This window comes from Marnyiella aurantia (assembly GCF_014041915.1).
Lineage (GTDB): Bacteria > Bacteroidota > Bacteroidia > Flavobacteriales > Weeksellaceae > Marnyiella > Marnyiella aurantia.
Genome location: NZ_CP059472.1, coordinates 298,182 through 319,840 on the forward strand (window position 1 = coordinate 298,182; position 21,659 = coordinate 319,840).

The window sequence follows — 21,659 nt, forward strand, 5'->3', positions numbered from 1 at the left end:
ACTTAAAAGTGAATAACTTTGCAGAAATAATTGAGGTTCAAAGGTTTCGAAAAGTCATCTTTTACACACTGTCAATAAATGGCGGGGACCCTTTATTTATACAGTTTAGAGACACACATAATGTAAAAAATAAAGAAAAATTTAGTCACATTTTTAGCTGGATTAAATTAATTGGTAATAAATACGGCGCAGATACCCAATATTTTAGAAACGAGGCTAAGACAGCTGATGCTGGCGCCTTACCTCCCAAAGGCGTTGATAGAGAGCCCGGCTATGTAGAGTACAATGAAGAAGCAGAAACTTATGAGAATAAACCCAATAATTTAAGATTGTATTGCCTGAGAGCAAATAGATCGGTAGTGTTTCTTTTTAATGGTGATATTAAATTAGCGGATAAGGCTAAGGACTGTGATAACGTAAGAGGCCATTTCAAATTGGCCAATAAATTGTCTGAATTAATTAATAATGCGTTCCGGGAAAAAAACATTCGTTGGATAAATGATGATGCTGAAATTGAAGTCGACGATGATTTTTTATTGGAATGGGAATAAAATATAATATGAAAAAGTTAGGAACTCCAATTACAGATTGGTTAGATAAATATGGCGACCCGGAAATTGAAAAATTCATAGATAAGAACCTGCAGGTAACCGAAAAAGTCCGCCTTGCCCTCGAAGCAAAAGGATGGAAAGCTGCAGATCTTGCAGCCGCTATGGGAAAATCCCCCTCCGAAGTATCCAAATGGCTGACAGGCATGCACAATCTAACCCTAAAAAGCATCGTGAAGATGGAAACCGCTTTAGGGATAGAACTCATTCATACAGAGGCGGTGAAGGAATACGAATATGTATTTCTCGGGGCAGTGACGGGTACTCAGGAACATATCGCAAAAGCCCAGGCCTATAAAGAGAGTGTGCAGAGCGAAGTCTACGAAATTGCATTATAAACATGGAAAAAAAACAGCCGCAGATCGTTGCTGAAGAAATACACCTGCTCCTTGTGGACACCACAGAGTTCAGACTGAACGCAGAGGAATTTCGCAATACAGAAAAGCGCTTGCTCGAAGTAGCCCACAAACTGGCGTATAATCTGAAAGACGAAAAACTGAAGATTGAACTCGCATTGTCCTTTAAAGATGAAGCGGGTAACGAATTGCTTTTCCTCACCACAGATTATCATTTCCGCGTCGAAAAGCTGGAACAGTTTTACGACCTGAAAGAAGATGGAACCCCCATCTTCAAAGCGATGATCCTGGCAACAGTCCTTGGGATTGCTTTATCCACTTCACGCGGGATTCTCCTCGAGAAAATGAACGCTGCAAAGCTGCCTAATATTATCATTCCCGTGGTCTCCCCAGTGAAACTGCTGAAGCAGAAACCGTAAAGAAACAACAGATCACAGATCCGGTTCCAAAGCCGGATTTTTTATATTTAAAAAAATAGCCATGACTGAAAATCTCTTCCCCTCCAATAAAACTGAAAATAAACCGATAACCGTACTCGGCAAAACTTTCGGCTCCGAAGATGAACGCCGCACTTACTTTCGCGAAGAACTCAGGAAAAAACTGCCTGAACTCAAACAAATGGAAGGCTTCCCCATTGGCGAAGATGAGGACATTATCAACTTATCAGATCCGCCGTACTATACTGCCTGCCCCAATCCCTGGTTAAACGATTTGATTGCTGAGTGGGAAGAAGAGAAAAAAGAAATGGAAAAGCAGGGCCTGCGGTCTGCAGAGTTTGAAGTTAATGCACCATATCCAGAGGACATAAAATCCGGCAAAAATCACGCTATCTACAATGCACATTCTTATCATACTAAAGTACCACACGAAATCACAACAAAATTTTTGTTTTACTATTCTCAACCTGGAGACATAATTATCGATACATTCGCTGGAACAGGTATGACAGGAGTTGGTGGATCATTTTGCGAAAATATTACACAAGAACAAGAAGCAATTACGAGAATCAAAAGTGATTTCGCTACATTTAAGAAAGAGATAGCTATAGGAAAAAGAAAGGTAATCAATATTGATTTATCCTCTGTCGCATCCCATATTTCAAATATTTATAACTCAGATTTTGATAAGAATTCTTTTTTACATTATTATTCAAAACTGAAATCTCATTTAGAGCAATTTAAAGAGTATTTCGAGGTTGAACACCATAATGCAAAAGGTACAATTAATTACACTGTTTACTCACAACTGTACACTTGTAATCAATGCCAAACAGAATTTGATTTTTATATTGCAGCTTATGTGAGTGATAATGAATTAAGAGAAAAAACTAAATGTCCTCATTGTAGTTATGAAGAACAGAAGAGTAAATTAACGCCGCTTTACAAGACTAAAATTGATCCTATTACAGGGGATGCAATAAACCAAATATGTTATAAACCAATTCTTATAAATTATTCTAATAACAAAAAGAGATTTACAAAAGCACCTTCCACTAATGATATAAAAAGATCTGAGGCTGATTTTATTGATAAAAAATTTGTACCTAATGCTTCATTAATTGAAGGGGTTGAAACAAGGAGAAATGATAAATATGGGTATACACATGTTCACCATTTTTACACCAGTAGAACATTAGGTTTTATATCTGAATATTTAAAATTTATTCAAGACTTCGACCATAAAAATCACTTCTTATTTTTGCTAACTGCGATTCTTCCAAAGTTAACAAAGCTAAATAGGTATATGCCTCAACATGGAAGTAGAGCCCTTGTAGGCCCAATGGCAAACACCTTGTATCTGCCGCCCCTATTCGTTGAAAACAACTTCATTGATCAGATGGAATTTCAGTTTAAAAAGATTACCAAAGCATTGGAAGTCTGCTCAAGACAGACAGTTTCTCAACAATCAGCCACTGATCTATCTAATATTAAAAACGATTCAATTGATTACGTTTTTATTGATCCTCCGTTCGGCGCAAATATTATGTACTCAGAATTAAATAATATTTCAGAAGCTTGGCTTCAAGTATTAACAAATAATAAAGAAGAGGCTATAGAAAGTAAAGGTCAAAACAAAGGTAAATTTGAGTATGATAATTTAATGGTAAAATCATTTGGTGAATTATATCGTATTATGAAACCAAATGCATGGATGACCATTGAATTCTCGAACACATCATCTGCTATTTGGAACATAATCCAAAATGGAATTAATAGAGTTGGTTTTATTGTTGCAAAAGTTGATGCTCTTAATAAAACAAGAGGTGGGTTACATGCCATGTTAGGTCCTGTTGCAGTAAAACAGGATTTAGTAATTACGTGCTATAAGCCCTCAACAAAATTGGTTGCTGAAATTTATAAGAAACAAGATGTTTGGTCTTTTATTTTAGAACACTTAAATCATCTTCCTATATACTTATCCCTGCACAATTCAACCACCGCCATTATCGAACGCAGTCCAAAAATTCTTTTCGACAGATTAATTTCCTTCTATGTACAGCGCTCGCTCCCGGTTCCAATCGATGCGGGTAAATTTCAGCAGGGTCTCCGGGAGCGTTTTATAGAACGCGACGGCATGTTTTTCACCCATGAACAGGCTGCAGAATATGAAAAAAAGAAAGCGGAAGTTCCCAACTTTATCCAGCTAAGCATATTTGTAGCCAGTGAGCAGGATGCCATCTACTGGCTCCGTAATATTTTGGATAAGGCTCCAAAAACTGAGCAGGATCTGCACCCATTATGGATGAAAGAGGTGGCCACAAACATGCGCAAAGGAGATAATCTCCCGGAAATGCGTACCATCCTTGAAGAAAACTTCTTAAAAGACGATGCAGGAAAGTGGTACGTTCCCGACGCAGAGAATGAAGCCGATCTGGAGAAACTGCGTAACAGACGCCTGATGAAGATTTTTGAAGATTACAGAGCCGAAGCTTCAAAACCGAAAGGCAAACTCAAGGAAGTCCGCGTCGAAGCCCTTCGCGCAGGTTTCAAACAGTGTTACCAGGACAAGGACTTCACCACCATCGTAACAGTAGGCGATCGTATTCCGAATAACCTCCTCATGGAAGACGAAGTCCTGCTCCAGTTTTACGATATAGCGGTTTCAAGAGTATAACGACGAATAAATCATTCGGTAAACGATGATAAACGCATTAATGAATGATTTACTACACATACAGCAACGAAATAATTTGTTATATTTGTATGATAAATCAATCGTTATATTAAGAAATCCGGCTTTATGAATGATAAATCAATCAAAAATTTAGAATCCTGGAGCGACAGTGCGCTTTTGCAGTTCATAGGCGCATTTGTGAAGCACCAGCGTTTGCAACAGAACAAAACACAGGACGACCTGGCAACTGCCGCCGGTATCAGCCGCTCAACCTTAAGTTTATTGGAACGGGGTAATACTGTTACCCTTGCCACATTGATACAGGTATTGCGGATTTTGGATCAGTTACATGTTCTGAATGTTTTTCAGATAGAACAGACAGTAAGCCCCTTAGCGTTAGCAAAATTGCAAAAAGAAAAGCGCCAGCGCGCAAGGGGGACATTGCATAATGACGGAAATACAGAACAGACAGATTGGTAATGAAAGTAGCGGAGATTAAAATTTGGGGAAAATTGGTCGGAGCGGTGGCTTGGGACACAGAAACAGAACTGAGTACTTTTGAATATGACCCAGAATTTAAAAAATTGGGCTGGGAACTGGCACCCCTTAAAATGTCAGTGAAGAATCCTCGGAGTCAGTTTTCTTTTCCGGAATTAAGGAAGAGTAAAAATGCAGAGCATGACACATTCAAAGGTTTGCCGGGTTTGTTGGCAGACGCACTGCCTGATAGATACGGAAACCAACTGATTAATCTTTGGCTGGCGCAACAGGGCCGCCCCCAGGATAGTATGAATCCGGTAGAAATGCTCTGTTTTATTGGAACTAGGGGCATGGGTGCACTGGAATTTGAACCAGCTTCGCTTGTAACCTCAAAACAGACATTTAACATAGAACTTGATAGTTTGGTTTCCACTGCTAAAAAAATGCTCGACCGTCGGGAAGAGTTTTCCACAAATCTGAATAAACAGGAAGAGCAGGCTGTCGCTGAAATTTTAAAAATTGGTACATCAGCAGGAGGAGCAAGACCAAAAGCGGTCATAGCTTGGAACGAAAAAACGGGTGTTGTAAAGTCAGGTCAGACAAAAGCACCAAAAGGATTTGAGCACTGGCTCATAAAACTTGATGGCGTAAGTGATGTGCAGTTGGGAAGCAGTACAGACTATGGTCGTGTCGAAATGGCATATTATGAAATGGCGACCGCATGTGGAATAGAAATGATGCCGTCGCGATTGTTTGAAGAAAATGGACGGGCGCATTTTATGACCAAAAGATTTGACAGAGAAGGCAATAACATAAAACATCATGTCCAGACTTTTTGTGCGCTGAAACACTATGATTATAATCTGGTCAGCAGTTTCAGTTACGAGCAGCTGTTTCAGTGCATGCGCGAATTAAAACTGTCTTATGCTGATGCCGAACAGATGTATAGAAGGATGGTGTTTAATGTCATTGCACGAAATTGTGACGATCATACTAAAAATTTCTCATTCTTGCTTAGGGAGGGAGCTAATTGGGAACTAGCTCCTGCATATGACATTTGCCATGCTTATCGCCCTGATAGCAAGTGGGTAAGTCAACATGCTTTAAGCATTAACGGAAAAAGACAGGGCTTTACAAAACAAGATCTGATTACAGTGGGCGAATCAATAAAATCTAAAAAATCAGAAGCTATTATTGATGAAATAACAGATGTGGTGAGCCAATGGAAAACCTTTGCAGACAAAACCAAAGTTACTCCTTCTCTGCGCAATGAGATTGGCAAAACTTTATTAAACCTAAAGTAAAGGGATGTGGTACAAAGATAATCCCTGTGAAATCATTGGGCAGAAAGAAGTATTCGGACAGCAGATTGCCTGGATACGGTTATTGGATTCCGGCGAATTTCGCGAGGTTCCGCTTGAGGAGGTGGAAGACCGCCAGATCGCCTGTTCCATGCCGTTTATTCAGTATGTGGCAATTGCTGCTAAAATCAAAGATGAAATGGCCAGGAAAAATATTCTGGCGCCCTACGAAAGCAGTCTTATTCCTTTGCCGCATCAGATTCTTGTACTGGAAAAAGTAATTAAGTCAGGTCACAACCGTTTCCTGCTGGCTGATGAAGTGGGCATGGGAAAGACCATAGAAACAGGCCTTATTCTAAAGGAACTGAAAATCCGCGATGAGATAAAACGGATCTTGGTCATCGTTCCGAAATCTTCAATGATGCAGTGGCAGAGCGAACTGAAAGAACATTTCAACGAAGTGTTTCATCTCTATGATTCCGAAATGATTACTTCTATGGCGCGCACATTTGCAAACATCAATGCCGACGAAGAATACAATTTTTGGAAGCAGCACAACCAGATCATTGTATCCACCGATGCATTAAAGCCACTGGAACGCAGACAGGGCTGGCCTCAGGAACGTATTGATGAGTACAACCGGTATAGGATGGACGCTGTTCTGGACGCTGATTTCGATTTGGTGATCATTGACGAAGCCCACAAGATGGGCGGAGCGAACAGCCTCGTGTCACGATATGTCCTGGCACAGGAACTGTGCAACACGGTTCCCAATGTCCTTTTGCTCACCGCAACTCCCCACAGGGGAAAATCAGATCATTTCCGGCGGATATTGCAGCTGTTGGATCCCGATGCTTTTGCCGGTGAAGGTCTCCCTGAAATTTCTGAGCTCGAACCTTATGTAATCCGTACCGAAAAAAGACTGGCAGTGGATTATGAAGGAAACAGACTTTTTAATCACCGCACAACAAACAGATTTGATGTGTTTCTGGATATAAAACGCCATCAGAAACAGATGCAGCTCTATCAGGCGGTAACAGAATATGTACGGCAGGGGTTCAACGCTTCAAAACGCACTTCCAATAAAGCCACAGGCCTTATCATGATACTGTTTCAGCGTCTGGTCAGCAGTTCCACACAGGCAATCCTTTCTGCGATGCAGGGAAGGCTGAACCGGCTTCAGGCGGGGGAACAGTCACAACCCGGAGATTTTGAAATCGATGCGGATCAAGCTTCAGATTTTGAAGACTGGGACACACTGAACCTCGAGGGCATATACCAAAGGGATCATCAGGAATGGGAAGATGAAGAGGAACAGTTACAGAAGTTGATTGATCAGGCACAGGATTGCCTGAACACCGAGACCGATGCAAAAACAGAATCCCTATTGAAGAAATTGGAGGAACTGCAGCAACTCGAAAACGACAGGAATCTTAAAATCCTCGTTTTTACAGAGTTCCGTTCCACACAGAAAATGCTGGTTACTTTCTTCCGCAACAGAGGATACATCGTCAGTCACATTCATGGAAGTCAGGATCTTGATGAGAGAAAGAGAGCACTGTCAGATTTCAGGCAGAAAAGCCAGCTGTTGATTGCCACAGACGCAGCAGGAGAATCACTGAACATGCAGTTTTGCCATATTGTTTTCAATTATGATTTGCCTTGGAACCCCATGATGATTGAACAGCGGATTGGCCGCGTGGACCGTATTGGACAGAAGTCGCCGGTTCTTGCATTTAATATGTTGACAGATAACAGTGTCGATGCCCGCGTATATGAAGTAATTGAAGAAAAACTTAGTAACATACTGCACCAGCTCGGCATTGATAAAACATCAGATGTTTTGGACTCTGCCATCGACATGAAAAAAGTAAATGGCCTCTACCTTCAGAGCTTGCTCGATCCTGAAAAGTTTGAATTTGCAGGCGACAGGTGGTTACACGAGATACGCAAAAAGCTTAAGGAATTTAAAAGTACCGAGGGTATTCTTCCTCAGATACAGGAGAAGGACATCAATTGTAGAAAAGCAGCAGAAATAAAACACAGTCCTTTACCATACTGGCTGGAAGCTCTGGTTACCCAGAATGTGATTTTGAATAAGGGTTCACTTCAGAAAAGTGAGCAGGGCTATACGGATATCACCCTGAAGAATGAGAACAAAAAAGTAACCTACGATGCAGAAATTGCCGTCAACAACCCCGAGGTCGAGCATCTAACCCTGCAAAACGGTTGGATTAAAAGCATCCTGAATCAGTTGACAGATTTTGATACAGCTGCCGGTATTCCCGTGATAAGATCAGAAAACGGAGAAGATACACCAGGCTATTGGAGTTTGTGGCAGGTTTCTGCACGCAACAGCATGGAACAGAGTATCCATTACCAGAGCTTCTTTCACGCAGATAACGGCAGGCAGTATGCGGTTTATGCAAACGATATTTGGAATAGACTCTTAGATCCGGATTCCGCTTTTCGTTTCATTACCGTTGAGAAAAACTTGCAGACCCAGCATTTACTTGAGGTGAGTGGTGTAGCTCTGCATGAAGTGTTTCAGCGGGCCGTAGCTGAGATGAAGGTAGCAGCAGAAGTTAAAAAAGAAAACCGGAAGAAAGCGTTTTTAGCACAGAAATTAAGGGTGCAGAAAATAGGGATTGAAAATATCAGGAATTCAAAAATGAATCGTCTGGAAAAAGAATATCAGGACTGGCTGAGAGATTTTGAAAGTAACCAGAAAATAATTCCAGGAATGAAAAACTTAATAATAGTTCGCATTGATGGGTAATTCACTGATTGAAAATATCGTTAAAGATTTTAAAGACCACGGGTCTTCTGTTTTGTGCGTGGAAAATAATGACAGGTTTTTGTACCGGAAAGAGGTGCAGACAGCCTTAAAAGAATCCGGATTTTCTGTTTCAATAGGTTCAAACCTCAAACACCGCATTGATTTTGAATTAAGAGAACCAGAGGATCGGCTCCTACTCCTTTCACAGGATAATACATCATACCTTGAGGATATAAAATTAAAATCTTTCCCTTTGGAATGGAACCTTGCGTATTATCTTAAGAACATTCACATCCCATCCGTCATAAACGAGCCACTGGATATTTTGGAGAAAATATTTGTAAAACAGATTTTTAAAAAACACAGCCGCCGTGAAACCGAACAGCTTATTGCAGAACTGCAGTCCTTAGCACCATATGCCAAACCTTTTGACCTTGCAAGTTTTGAGTATCAGGTAAAGCAGGATTTAAGCGAAGAAATTATCAACTGGGGGGTAGTAATTAGGAGAACTGCAGAGGCGGTCAGAGACACAATAGGTACAGAAGAATTTACTGCAGTTATTAATTCCGTCACTGAAATCAATAATGCATTCCAGGACTATCTCGCAATTGGCTACAGTCAGATTAAAAACGCAAGTGCGGTAAAAAAACCTAAGATTGTATCCAAAATTCTTGAGCATTTGGCGTTCAGTTATCAGGATGAAAAAGTAGCGTTAATAGTCATTGATGGTTTGTCATGGTGGCAGTACATGATGTTGAAGGAAGTTTTGCCTGCTAAAATTACTGATGATGTAATTTTTTCCTGGATTCCCTCCATTACACAGCTTTCACGACAGGCAATTTTCAGAGGATGTACTCCGCTTCCGGAATATAAACAGAGTCCACAGAGTGAGGAAAAGCTTTGGAAAGACTTCTGGAAATCAAAGGGAACAAACGAATTTGAAATTGCGTACCTCCATCAGAACTTCCAGGAAGACCGCTTACACGTATTATCCAAATTGGCACTCGTTTACAAAGATTTGGATGATAAGATGCACGCATCAACAGACTATCATGATTTGAAAGGCCTGACGGAAAATTGGATTCAGAGAAGCAACATAAGAAACGATGTTCAAAAGTTACTGGCAAACGGTTTTACAGTTTTTCTCACTTCTGATCATGGCAATATTCAGGCACAGGGCTGGCGCAATTTAACGGGGCGGGAAAAACTCGGAACAAATAAATCCGGCAGCAGAAGCCAGCGTCACCTGGAATACACCGATCAATGGCTGATAGATCAGCTGTTATCGGACAATCCTGGATTAACAGAAAACGTAATTAAGGAAAATCAGTCACTTTATTTTAAAAACAACTTCAGTTTTTCGTCAGCATCTTCACTGGTGACACATGGCGGTGCACATATTCTTGAAGTTTTAATTCCATTTGTAAAGATCAGCAATGAAAAGTAAATCGGTAGATATTAACCAGAGAATCCCCTTAGAGATTCTTGCAGTCGCATTGCATGGCTACCTCACAGGTAATTATCATGAAAACTATATGCTGGAACAGCTGCGACTGGAATTTAAAGGAGAAAACCGCATACGGAAAGCTTTACGGATAATAGGTAAAATCATTACCGATAACCCAATGCAGAAAATGCTGCAGGAAAAAAACGAAGAAATCCTTTTGGCTTTAAAAAAGAAAGACGACCGCAATTTAATCTTAATTTCCTTGCTCAATGCTGCCTTTCCCTTTTCATTCCATGTTTTACAGATATTTGGCAAGTACCTCTCTGTCCAGGAAATGGTAAGCACAGAAACAGTCCTTCGCACACTATCTGCAACATATGGTGGAAACAGGGCAACGGAAAACGGCCTTTACAGTGTCGTCCCGATGTTTATCCAGGCCGGGCTGCTGCGCAGACCAAAGATGGGTATATATGTATTGAACGAATCATTTACCCCCAGTTCAGACATATCGGCAAAATTGTTTGAAGAATCTTTTGTATCAGTCAACCTTATTACTGATTTACATGAACGCAGTGTGATGGATCCGTACTTTATTTACATAAAAGCCTGAAATTTAAAATGATAAAACCTTTGCATACCATAATTAGTAGAAAAAACAGGGATGTCGAAGCACTGGCGCGACTATAACACCCTTTATATTGTCGCCTTGATTTTATAATACACAATTAAAAGAACACTTAATACAAAACATACACAATGATGAAAGATATTGTTATTACTTCTACCTTAACTCAACACTACAAATGAAAATAATTGACATTAAAGATTACCGAAGATATTACAAATCAATTCGGCCGGTTGCAGATGAACTTGATGAGGATTTCGTTGGAAATTATTACGTTGACAAGAACGGCTCTAAAAAGTATGGCTGGTTTACGATGTACTATGGTGACAGAGATGGTTTTAGTACTCCCCGGGAAGGGGTAGAAAACTTCCTGAAAAGTTTCCTTGAAATGGCCAGGGACACACAGGCGGTTTACGAATTCCTGCAAAATGCGGTTGATGCAGGCAGCAGCCATTTTACAATGGTATGGGAGAAAGATGAAGTCGATGGTAATTATTATTTATTAGTGGCGAATAATGGCAGTATGTTTTCGGTCGAAAATGTCCGGTCAATATTAAATGTCGGATCTTCCACAAAATCTTCTGACAACGATACCATAGGGCAGTTTGGGATAGGATTCAAATTGGCGCATCGGCTTGTTGGAAAAGATAATGGTCTGGAAGAGTTGATAGGTGAACAATCAGGACCGGTACTTTTTAGTTGGAAGAATTATGAGATTCAAAATATAATTGATAATGATCCAATTGAAACAGTTGAAGCGTTCAAAAACTACTATAATGTAGAGAATATAGATTTGCAAATTAATGATCCTTGGCTATTTAAAATTTTGGTGGCTTGTTTTCCCTGCGCACCTCATAATGCAGACCGCAGCGAGTTACCACGATCAGTTCAGGGTGATTTAAGCACCACCAGTCCTTTTTCAGAAGAGGAGTTTTCAACCTTTGCTAGATGGCTGAAGAAACATCAAAATATCCTGTCAGAAAAGCAATACAAAGAAGGATCTATTTTCTTCATTAAATTGGGTAAAGGTAAACATACGCACTTAGGTCAGAACAATTTGCGCGAGGGCATAAAGTTTTCTCTGGCAGTTCTTAAAGAAACTGAAAATGACGAGGAAAAGAAAAGAAAAAAAATTCTTAACACGGTTAAAATTAATAATGAGGATGAAATCACATTTCCTGAACTGGAGTACATTAATTTAGTCGTTTCCAAAGAATTAGATCAGGATGAATTCTCATACGCGAAATTCGGTATCAATAAATATTCAGATTTAACAAAAGAACAGCAGAACAAATTCAGTGAAAATGCGGATATAGAAATACTTTTTGGCTTTAGACCATACGATAGTATTGGTAATTACTTTAAAGGTGCTCCAAATTTTTATTTATATTTTCCGCTATCCGAAGAAGTTCATAATTTTAATTTTATTTTACACTGTAATGCCTTTTATCAGGGCGCATCCAGAACTTTTTTACATGAGGGAACTAAAAATGAAGGGGGCATCAATGAACGGTTATTTGAAGTTATAATAGAAAAGATAGATGATACACTTTCCCGGCTTTCGAAATCTGACAATGCCGCGGACAGTAAAAAGTTTCTGCATTTTTATGCAGCGCTATTAACTTCGGGCAGAAGCTTTACAAATACGAGAAGATGGATCGACCGACCTTTTGTGGATAAACTCGATAGTCTGTTATTAAAATATATACCGGTTAAAAAAAATAATCGGGATGAAGGATATATGGTCATCGACAGACCTGATGACGTTTTCATTAAAAAAACTAATCTTGATGTAGATTTTAATAATATAGATGGTGATAAATATTGGTTCTATTGGGATAATGAAAATTATGAAGACATCTGTATAAAAGCTTCCCAGAAACTTGCACTGAAAGATTTTACGATTTATAATTTACTCACTGTATCAAAGGTTGAGTACCAACGAATTAACAGTTGGCTGGATAATAATGATGAAAAAACTAAAACCTTTCTTAGAGAAGTTGCTTTATTGTCAGATGATGAGATAAAAAGTGACCTCTTAAAGTCAAATCTTTTTAATATTGACCTCCTTCATTTTTCAGATAAATCATTCATGTCTTTGAATGAGTTTGAAGACCGTGAATCAGAAGGTTACTTTCTAATTTATAAAAATCTTAAGGAGATCCGACATTTACTTGAACGTTCAAATCTCAAAATTTCCGTTGCTAATATCGACGAATTTAGGTTTGAAAGATTTTTTAATTACAAACAGAAAAAAGACAGTCAGTTAAGAGGCCATACGGATCTGACGAGATTTTTTTCTAGGCATATTGCCGATGAATTCTTAATCAGATTAAATGAGGAAGAGAAATTTCAAATTTTTACCGCTTTCCGAAAGTTTCAGGATGATAATATAACCACTCGTATTAAAGAACTTAAACTTCTTTCTGATAACACAGGAAAACCTAAAAAATTCAAGAATATTCTTGCATCAACAGATTATCAATGGCTGGAACCATATATGGTACAGAAAGATAAATATTTCGATGAATACAGGCAATTTCTGATCACATCAAAAGAAGATATTTATCAGAATATTATTTACACTTATTGGAAAAAAATATTTAATGGGTTAGCATCGAATAATATGCTGACTGATGCAATATCAAAAGATATAGCTGATCTTTACAGCCTAAGTAAGTGGGAAGAAAAAGAACAATCATCACTGGTAGAAGTAAAATGCATTAAATATAAGAATGAAATAATTGAAGCTGAACCTGTTCTATACAATAGTGCTTTTCTGAAATTTGCTGCGGAAAAGTACACGGAATATCAGGACATTTTACTTAAGTACTTTGATACTTATCTTCCAGATATTGAAAATTTAAAATTTGTCACTGCAGGCTCATTTAATTTAGAAGACCAGGAAATACCAACGAGATTAAATAAAGAAAACCTATCTGAGGAGGAAATAAAAATAGTACTGGCATTCTTCAAAATCTTAGAATTAAGTTTCTTCGATGTCAATACGATTAGTAAAGAAAGAGACTCATTCACAATTTCATCTAGAAATTCGCTGCATCAATTTTTTGTTTCCCATCCTCTAATTCTAGAGGCGGTAAATAAGTCGAATTTGAAGAATTCCTTTGTTTTACTACCTTCTGAATTTGTTGACTTTTCAAACGATGTTGCATATAACGAACAAAAAATTGCGGGCCATATAATTTCAAATTTTACCGATTCCGGATTACGTCGGAATGACTTGTTTAGCGTATTGAAATTTGCTTCTCTGTCATCAAAAAAGACATTTCTGGAGTCAATACCCCACATTATTATACATATTGACGGTATTGAATCCGATCTGATGAATGATTACGTGGCCGTACTGGGTGATCTGTTTTCGGGTAACTATTCAGACGAGGAATTAGATAAAATCAGTGCTAAAATTAAACTCAAACATGGCGATGAAGAAATCAGTTTAAAATATGTTGATAGTGTCACCAGTACAGTAATCATTAAGGATCTTAACAATAATGATATAGCATTATCCAAGTCAAACATATTGGGAATCGATTCAGACATCTGGTTTCAACGCATCTCAGATTTCCATCGAAAAACGGCAACAGAGGGAATAATATCTGCGAAATCCTCTGAAAAACTTTTTAAGATTACAAGCGAATCTAATAACGAAATGCTCAAAGAAGTATTTTGCAAAAGCATCCCATCCTATAGAATCGAAAATAGCCATCAGTTAGCTTTTCTCTTATTTTCAAAGGTTTTCACCACAAAAGAGATAACGCAATTTTATATTTTTAACGCAAATAATGAGTGGCAAAAATTATCAGGTCAATATTATTTCCATGGAGATCAAAACGCTAAGTTTATTGAGCCGCAATTTATACTCCATGAAAAATTTTCAGAATTAGTTGAACTCTTGCATCTAAGTACAAGTAGCATTCTTAATTATGGTCCGCAAAAGGAAGATAGTATTTCTACAACTTTCCTGCTCACAAATGGTGCAGATCCTAATGTTTTAATTAAAGATTTATCCTACACATACAAGTTTGCGGATAAGATATCTGAAAGCGAAATGGAAAGGATTGAGTATTTGTACACCGGCTGGCGGGAGTTGCCTTTAAATTTGCGTAAGAGTTTTACTGAAAATTTCTATTTTGATAATTGGAAACAGTTTTTAGGGAACGTTGCTCCAATGTTCTATGCATACTCGGGATGCACCTTTAACGACGATCTTTTCCCAGCTGCATATAACAAATGGTTAAAGGATAATGATGACAAAATAGCTTTATTAAGAGCGATAGGGTTGTCTGAAGAAGAAAGTTCTTTGTCAGAATTAAAACATTTCTTCAAGTCAAAAAAAACTGATGAATTTGATATCAGTCGATTAAAAGATATACATCCGGATTTATTAATGAAGTTCTTAAAAAATTTATTTTTCACCCATTGCGCTTATAGTTACAATCATCTTTCCTTGGTCACGCAAAAATCAAAAATCGATTGTTTGTGCGAAATACTTCGAATAGTACATAATCAAGATTACACATACATATATTCTTTAGTATATGCCTCCAGAGATACTTTAAAACTCGATTTTGCTCAAAACCATGTTTTAAAAATTGCTAATAAGGATTTTATCATTGATGATCTTAACATTTATGCTTCAGACGAACTTTTTGAAGAAGATCGTATAGTATATCCAAAATTGTCGCAATTAAATTATAAAAGTTCTGAGGAAGTGTATCTTCATGATTCCATTTCAAAAGAAATAGAATGTCAGGAAGAGGATAAAATTATTACTGAAAAATGGAGACCTGCAGAAGCTGTTTCTGTTAAATATTGCGACAAAATTACGGTGAATTATGATATTCCAATCTTTCCCAAATGGCTTGGTTTTGCCACAAGGAACATTGATGATTATTATGTTAATATTATTAATCATTCGGATTATGGTTTTATATCATTTACAGTTTACATAGATAAAAATTATACTTTAGATTATGTCATTGAGCAGTTAAAAAAAGAAGCAAAGTATGGTGATATTATTCCTGATCTTGAAGAATTATCAAAAATTAAGAAAGATTTTATTACAAACATTGTTCACTCATTGTCGCAGATTAATCTTAACAATCTTGAGGACGACAATATTGTACAGTTAAAGAAGTTCATTGAACAGCAAGGCGTGAAAGAAGAACGACAGCAGCTTATTGCTTCTTTGAATAATAATGAAGAAGGATTGGTCAGATATTCATATCTGTGGTTCTACACTTATTTAAAATTACTTGGAACTTTTAACGAAAAATCAAGCAACCGTCCGCTTAGAAAAATATCATTTAATGCCATTGAAACCACTGGTAAAGACAAATTTTACCTCTTGTCAGGCAACAGCTCTTATCTCTCAGACAGTATTGATGATGTTGATAAGCCTTCCTTCAAAATGGTTTTCAAAGATGGTACAAAAGAAATTTTGAACCTTGTTTCCATCTCAAAACAGCATCAGAACCTTATAATTCAAACGAGCGAGAAGTTGTCGGAGGAAAAATTCAGAAATGTTTTCCAACTGGAAATTGAGTACGCTCCAATAACTGATCTGTTGGAAAAATTAACCATCGCTTTTGAAAAATTAAAGCATTGGGAAGATATTAAAGAAGTTTTGCCTTCACTTGAATATGTGTATGGCCCTCCGGGAACTGGGAAAACGCACAATATTTGCCAAAGAATTATTTCAGAAAATAAAGAAAACGCATCCGCAACTTTTTTTATAATGACTCCTACGAACAAGGCAGCTGACGTAATCGCTGAACGTCTACTGAAGAATGGTTTTACCAGCTTCCTCCGTTTAAGTGGTCAAACCTCTTTAAACCTACCGGAAGAATATTACACAAACAAATTGTTTGAAGATGATCTGGATGACAATAAGGTTTTGATTTCCACAATTCATCGTTTGCCTTACTACGACTTATTCGATGGCGAATCTAATGAAAGATTACATAATTTTAAAAATCACTGGGATTACATTGTGGTGGACGAAGCGTCAATGGTAAACTTACCGTATTTGGTTTTTGCACTTCTGAAACTTTCGGAAAGCAACCCACAAGCTAAAATATTGGTTGCGGGCGATCCTATGCAAATTCCTCCTGTACCGGAAGTTAATGATAGTATCCTGGATGAATTAGATATTGTGGAGGAGAACATTTACAAGATGATGGGTCTTAAAAGCTTCGATAAAAATAAACAGAATGAGGAAGTTCGTCAGATAGATAAAGTAACCTATCTCGATATTCAGTACAGAAGTATTCCGGAAATTGGAAATCTCTTTAACCACTACTCTTATGGTGGAAATATTAATAATGAACGTCTTACTGATAGTCAAAAGAAAATTCCCGAGCAATGGAAAAAAATACTGCGCGATACATTTAATCTGGTAAATATTCCCGTAAACCAAAATAATGACCTTTACAAGGTCAATAGATTAATTTATAGTTCGTACCATCTATATTCCTGCATACTGACATGTGAGATTCTGAAATTCTTAGACGATCACCGGGAAGATGACAAAGTGTGGACCATCGGCATTATAACTCCTTACAAGGCTCAGGCTATTCTGATAAATCGATTGAAAGAAAACTTCAATCTCTCAAAAAATCTGAAAATTACTGCCGATACTGTTCATGGTTTTCAAGGAGATCAATGCGAAATCGTTTTCTTCGTGGTAAATCCCAACAATTACTATTATACAGGTCATGAAAAATCACTTCTTACAAAGCAGTACATCTATAATGTAGCCATAAGTAGAGCGGAAGATTACTTAGTAATGATTGCTCCATTTGAAGATATTACCCAAAACACGCATCTTAATAGTCTAATGGAAATTCATGAAAATGAAAACCGTCGAGAGGCCATATGTCTTACTTGTGACGCGGTGGAAAAATTACTGTTTAAAAATGTAAATTTTATTGAGAAAAACTCTTATGTCACCACACACGACGACATAAATGTTTTTAATAATACTACATGGAAATATTACATTAAAAAGGCTTCCACTGCAATTGATTTTCAATTGAATTTTTAAATCTGAAAGAAGTGATGATAATTCTTTATATAAGTGCATCATTTAAACGTAACAAATGAAATAAATAAAATGATCAATAAAACTTTACCAACGCGCCACATTTCAGCTAGAGTTCCATGGCACGATAATAAATGGAATGGAAAAACATGTTGCAATGTTTTAGATAATTCGTTTTGTCGTATCCTTCCGCTAATTGATAATAAAAAAGATGCTGCAATAGAAATAGAAGACCAACTTATTGATGGTACTAATATGCCGCCTTGTGTCGCTGAAAAAGGAACTTTTCTATCGCCGCATCCTTTCTCAAGGGAAGTGAGTCACAGTTGGTCACATTTTAATTCTTTGTTTAAAGAATTCCTTCCAATGAAATATTTTCACAAGCCTTTCTCATTCAATGCAGTTCCCTTTCTTTGGATGATGAAAAAGAAAGGATCTGCGGAAAGGCCTCACTATTCTGATAAAGCCGGATTATATGAGTTGGATTATGATGTTGATCTTGAAAAGGAAGTGGATTCTAAATTAGGATTTGATGGCAATACATGGGTGCAGCATCCTCATAACCAAAAAGTGTTGCTTGATGCTTTTTTCGGTTGCCTGAAAAAAGAAAAATCATTGGTGTTTTTTTATAGCAAAGAAACGCCCTTATCCGAACCGAATGAACGCGTCGTTGTGGGAGTTGCTAAAGTACGTAATAATCCGTCGAATATTTTAGAGTATGAATATCCACCCGGATATAATGGCCACAAGAGTTATCCTTGGGACAGATGCGTTGAACATACATTAACTGATAAACAGCCCGATGGTTTTCTGTTGCCTTACCACGAAATATTAGAATTTGCAAACAAAAACAACCCGGATATTGACTTACGCGACTATGTTGCTTTTGCTGGCGATCATTTTCAATTCTCTTATGCGTCTGAATTAGTAGAACACGATACTGCCATTGATACTTTATTAAATATTGCAGAAAGTCTAAGAAAATCTCAAGAGCTTCTCGGGAAGTCTTTCACATCAGAATTAGATTGGATTGATGAACAGATTTCACAAATATGGGATATGCGTGGTGGATTTCCTGGAATGGGCTCAATCTTAACTGCCTTGCAATTTGAAAATGGAAATACAATTGCTTGGGAAATAGAAAATCACATTAATAAGAAAGATGGTAATATCCTAACCACCAATCCATGGATGGTTTTTGAGGAAAGCATTTTGGATCCGGAAAAATACTTTGGAAAAAAAGGTGCTACATTATTTACACCAACTGCCCAAAAGGTTTGGAAATATATTTCCGCTTCAAAAAAAGAATTGTATAAACTTCTCAGCAGATGTCAGCTGAATAATGATCAGGCAAAAAATATTATTGAACCAAATGCATATTCTGCGTCGGTTGAAGACATTAAGAACAACCTTTATCTTATTTATGAAATTTTTCGAAAAAAAGGCTTAAATTTTACTTTTAATCAAATTGACAAAGCACTTTTGCCCCCGGAAAAAATAAGGCAGGCTTTTCCTTTACCAACAGAAAGCGCGCTAACTGATGATCTTGATCTCAGAAGGATGCGTGCATTAACCGTATCTATTTTAGAAAACTCTTCCTTAGAAGGACATTCCCTCTTGCCTATCAACAATGTAATCGAGAGAATAAAAGAAAAGACTGTTAACGACAGCTTTCCAATTAGTACCGACATTTTAACTGCAATAGCGGAAGAAGAATTTTTTCGGCAGGAAGTTTTGAGCATTCTTCCTTCTAAAGACAACCATATTCATTTTCTAAAATTGAACAGATTGCAGCAGATGAAGGAAGTAATTAGACAGCGTATAAATATTAATAAAATTAAAACTAAACCGTATAATATAGATAAGGATTGGTTACAAATTGTAAATAATCATCTTCCTTTCAATGAATTAAAAAAATCCGATCAAGATGAAGAGGATGAAAAACTAGCTCGTGAAGAAAAAGCTCAAGCGCTGAAAATACTTACGAACTATTCTTTCTCCGTATTGATTGGTCCGGCGGGTTCAGGTAAAACTACGTTATTAGAAATTTTTGAACAGTTGCCTGAAATAAAAAATGGTGGACTGCTTAAGTTGGCTCCTACCGGAAAAGCCAGGGTGAAATTAGGCTCAAATGCTAAAACTTTGGCCCAATTTCTTCATCCTCACCGTTATGATGCCGCATCAGGTAATTATCATATTAACCCTGGGATATTAAGATCCTCAAATTATAAAAATGTAATTATAGATGAAGCTTCAATGTTGACCGAGGAGCAATTAGCAGCGCTTTTTGATTCCTTAGGACCCGTTGACAGAATAATTCTTGTTGGGGATTATAGACAATTACCACCAATCGGAACGGGACGTCCGTTTGTTGATATTATCAACCAGATCAAACCGGAAAACTTCCCCCAAAAAAATATATTTTCAGCAGATGCGTACGCTGAATTAAAGAAAATCCGCCGTCAGACGACAGTTGAAGATAGAAGATGGGACGTGGAATTAAGCAGATGTTTTGGCGATAACCCGACAAAAGAGGATTTGGAAGTATTCCATGCAGTATCTTCTGGTAAAATATCTTCCAAACATATTAGGTTGGTTAAATGGTATGATAGCAAGGATTTTAGGGAAAAGTTCGAAAGTGCGGTAACTGAAGAACTCGAACTTAATCCAGAAGATATTGAAAACTCTTTTAACCAAAAAATCGGCGGAACCCTTTATAATAATAAGGTTTACTTTAAAGCTGGCATATCTGAAAAAGCAATCGAACAATGGCAGGTTTTATCACCTGTAAATGGTTACGGATATGGTGTAAAGGAAATCAATAAATTTTTTCAAAAAAAATATAGGAGTTCCTATATTGCTGACGCACTGAATATTCAAAACGGAGCAAACGGTTTTTTCCAAAAAAGAAAAATTGCAAAGCCTGTCTTGGATGATAACATTGTGTATGGTGATAAAGTCATAAATCTAAAGAATACAACTTGGGAGAATTGGCAGCAAATAAATCCGTATTCTTCAAAAAACGAGGCGTTAAATTACATAGCCAACGGGGAGATCGGAATTCTTACGGGTGAATATCGGGGAGTAAGCAGTGTTAAAAAAGGAGATTTTAAAATTGAGATAGCGTTTTCGACACAGCCTGGCTATAGTTATGTTTTTAAAGAAAAAGATTTGGGCCCGGAAAGTAAATATTCATTTGAATTGGCCTATGCTATTACCGTACATAAATCCCAGGGGAGTGGTTTCAAGAAGGTCTTCTTTGTTATGCCTTCAAAAGGCGCGATAATGAGTAAAGAATTACTTTATACAGCTTTGACAAGACAGGAAGATAAAATAATCATTTTTCATCAGGGGGATTTCCGAGATTTTATTAAGCTTGTTTCCACAGAAGCTTCAGCAACTGCAAAGAGATTTACGGATTTATTTAATTTGCCAGACATTAAGCAAATTGAAAAAAAATGGTATGATGCTCGATACATTAATATCAGTGAACGGGGGGAGCCAATGATAAGTAAAAATGAAGTAATTATCGCGAACTGTCTTCATAAATATAACGATAATCTTACTTATGCCTACGAAGACAAACTTGTCCTAACTAAACCAGATAGAGTGATAAAACCTGATTTTACGATTGATAATCTGACTACAGGTAAACGGTTTTATTGGGAGCATTTGGGGATGATGTCAAATGAAGTTTATCGAGAAAAATGGCTACAAAAACTAAAAGCGTATAAAGAGGAAGGTTTTGTTTTATTTGAAGAATCTAATGAAACAAACGAAAAGATACTAATCATTACAGAAGAAAATCCTAATGGAGGAATCAATTCACAATCAATTAATGACATAATAAAAAAATATATCCTCGAAATTTAAACCCCCGCCCAGC

General features: G+C 37.3%; 11 protein-coding genes. All 11 read left to right on the top strand.

The window, feature by feature from the left end; translation table 11 throughout:
* The first annotated feature begins 8 nt into the window (after nt 1-8).
* The 11 genes from H1R16_RS01400 (at nt 9) to H1R16_RS01450 (ending at nt 21,646) form a co-directional block, all read left to right on the top strand.
* Nucleotides 9-551, top strand: a complete 543-nt coding sequence (locus H1R16_RS01400) for a hypothetical protein (RefSeq protein ID WP_181886020.1) — start codon at nt 9-11, stop codon at nt 549-551.
* An 8-nt stretch (nt 552-559) separates the two neighbouring features.
* Nucleotides 560-946: a helix-turn-helix domain-containing protein gene (locus H1R16_RS01405; protein WP_181886019.1), complete on the top strand. Its 387-nt coding sequence runs from the start codon at nt 560-562 to the stop codon at nt 944-946.
* A 2-nt stretch (nt 947-948) separates the two neighbouring features.
* Entirely contained in the window at nt 949-1,383 is a 435-nt protein-coding gene (locus H1R16_RS01410; RefSeq protein WP_181886018.1) for a hypothetical protein, read from the top strand.
* Between the two features lie 61 nt (nt 1,384-1,444).
* A complete protein-coding gene (locus H1R16_RS01415; RefSeq protein ID WP_181886017.1) occupies nt 1,445-4,078 on the top strand; it encodes a DNA methylase in 2,634 nt (877 codons plus the stop codon).
* 126 nt (nt 4,079-4,204) lie between these two features.
* Nucleotides 4,205-4,558, top strand: a complete 354-nt coding sequence (locus tag H1R16_RS01420) for a helix-turn-helix domain-containing protein (protein WP_181886016.1) — start codon at nt 4,205-4,207, stop codon at nt 4,556-4,558.
* A complete protein-coding gene (locus tag H1R16_RS01425; protein WP_181886015.1) occupies nt 4,558-5,862 on the top strand; it encodes a type II toxin-antitoxin system HipA family toxin in 1,305 nt (434 codons plus the stop codon). The genes H1R16_RS01420 and H1R16_RS01425 overlap by 1 nt, the downstream gene beginning before the upstream one ends.
* Nucleotides 5,863-5,866: 4 nt before the next feature.
* Nucleotides 5,867-8,638, top strand: coding sequence for a DEAD/DEAH box helicase (locus H1R16_RS01430; protein WP_181886014.1), 2,772 nt, complete (start codon nt 5,867-5,869; stop codon nt 8,636-8,638).
* 253 nt (nt 8,639-8,891) lie between these two features.
* Nucleotides 8,892-10,085, top strand: coding sequence for a PglZ domain-containing protein (locus H1R16_RS01435; protein ID WP_181886013.1), 1,194 nt, complete (start codon nt 8,892-8,894; stop codon nt 10,083-10,085).
* Nucleotides 10,075-10,695 carry a hypothetical protein gene (locus H1R16_RS01440; RefSeq protein ID WP_181886012.1) on the top strand — a complete coding sequence of 207 codons (621 nt, stop codon included), beginning with the start codon at nt 10,075-10,077 and terminating at the stop codon, nt 10,693-10,695. Before H1R16_RS01435 ends, H1R16_RS01440 begins: the two co-directional genes overlap by 11 nt.
* 193 nt (nt 10,696-10,888) lie before the next feature.
* Nucleotides 10,889-17,776: an AAA domain-containing protein gene (locus H1R16_RS01445; RefSeq protein ID WP_181886011.1), complete on the top strand. Its 6,888-nt coding sequence runs from the start codon at nt 10,889-10,891 to the stop codon at nt 17,774-17,776.
* Nucleotides 17,777-17,845: 69 nt separating this feature from the next.
* On the top strand, nt 17,846-21,646 hold the full coding sequence (locus H1R16_RS01450) for an ATP-dependent DNA helicase (protein ID WP_181886010.1): 3,801 nt from the start codon (nt 17,846-17,848) through the stop codon (nt 21,644-21,646).
* Nucleotides 21,647-21,659 lie beyond the last annotated feature (13 nt).

Coding starts and splice junctions, on each gene's coding strand:
- H1R16_RS01405 (WP_181886019.1), top strand. CDS start 560: ATGAAAAAGTTAGGAACTCCAATTACAGATTGGTTAGATAAATATGGC.
- H1R16_RS01410 (WP_181886018.1), top strand. CDS start 949: ATGGAAAAAAAACAGCCGCAGATCGTTGCTGAAGAAATACACCTGCTC.
- H1R16_RS01415 (WP_181886017.1), top strand. CDS start 1,445: ATGACTGAAAATCTCTTCCCCTCCAATAAAACTGAAAATAAACCGATA.
- H1R16_RS01420 (WP_181886016.1), top strand. CDS start 4,205: ATGAATGATAAATCAATCAAAAATTTAGAATCCTGGAGCGACAGTGCG.
- H1R16_RS01425 (WP_181886015.1), top strand. CDS start 4,558: ATGAAAGTAGCGGAGATTAAAATTTGGGGAAAATTGGTCGGAGCGGTG.
- H1R16_RS01430 (WP_181886014.1), top strand. CDS start 5,867: ATGTGGTACAAAGATAATCCCTGTGAAATCATTGGGCAGAAAGAAGTA.
- H1R16_RS01440 (WP_181886012.1), top strand. CDS start 10,075: ATGAAAAGTAAATCGGTAGATATTAACCAGAGAATCCCCTTAGAGATT.
- H1R16_RS01445 (WP_181886011.1), top strand. CDS start 10,889: ATGAAAATAATTGACATTAAAGATTACCGAAGATATTACAAATCAATT.
- H1R16_RS01450 (WP_181886010.1), top strand. CDS start 17,846: ATGATCAATAAAACTTTACCAACGCGCCACATTTCAGCTAGAGTTCCA.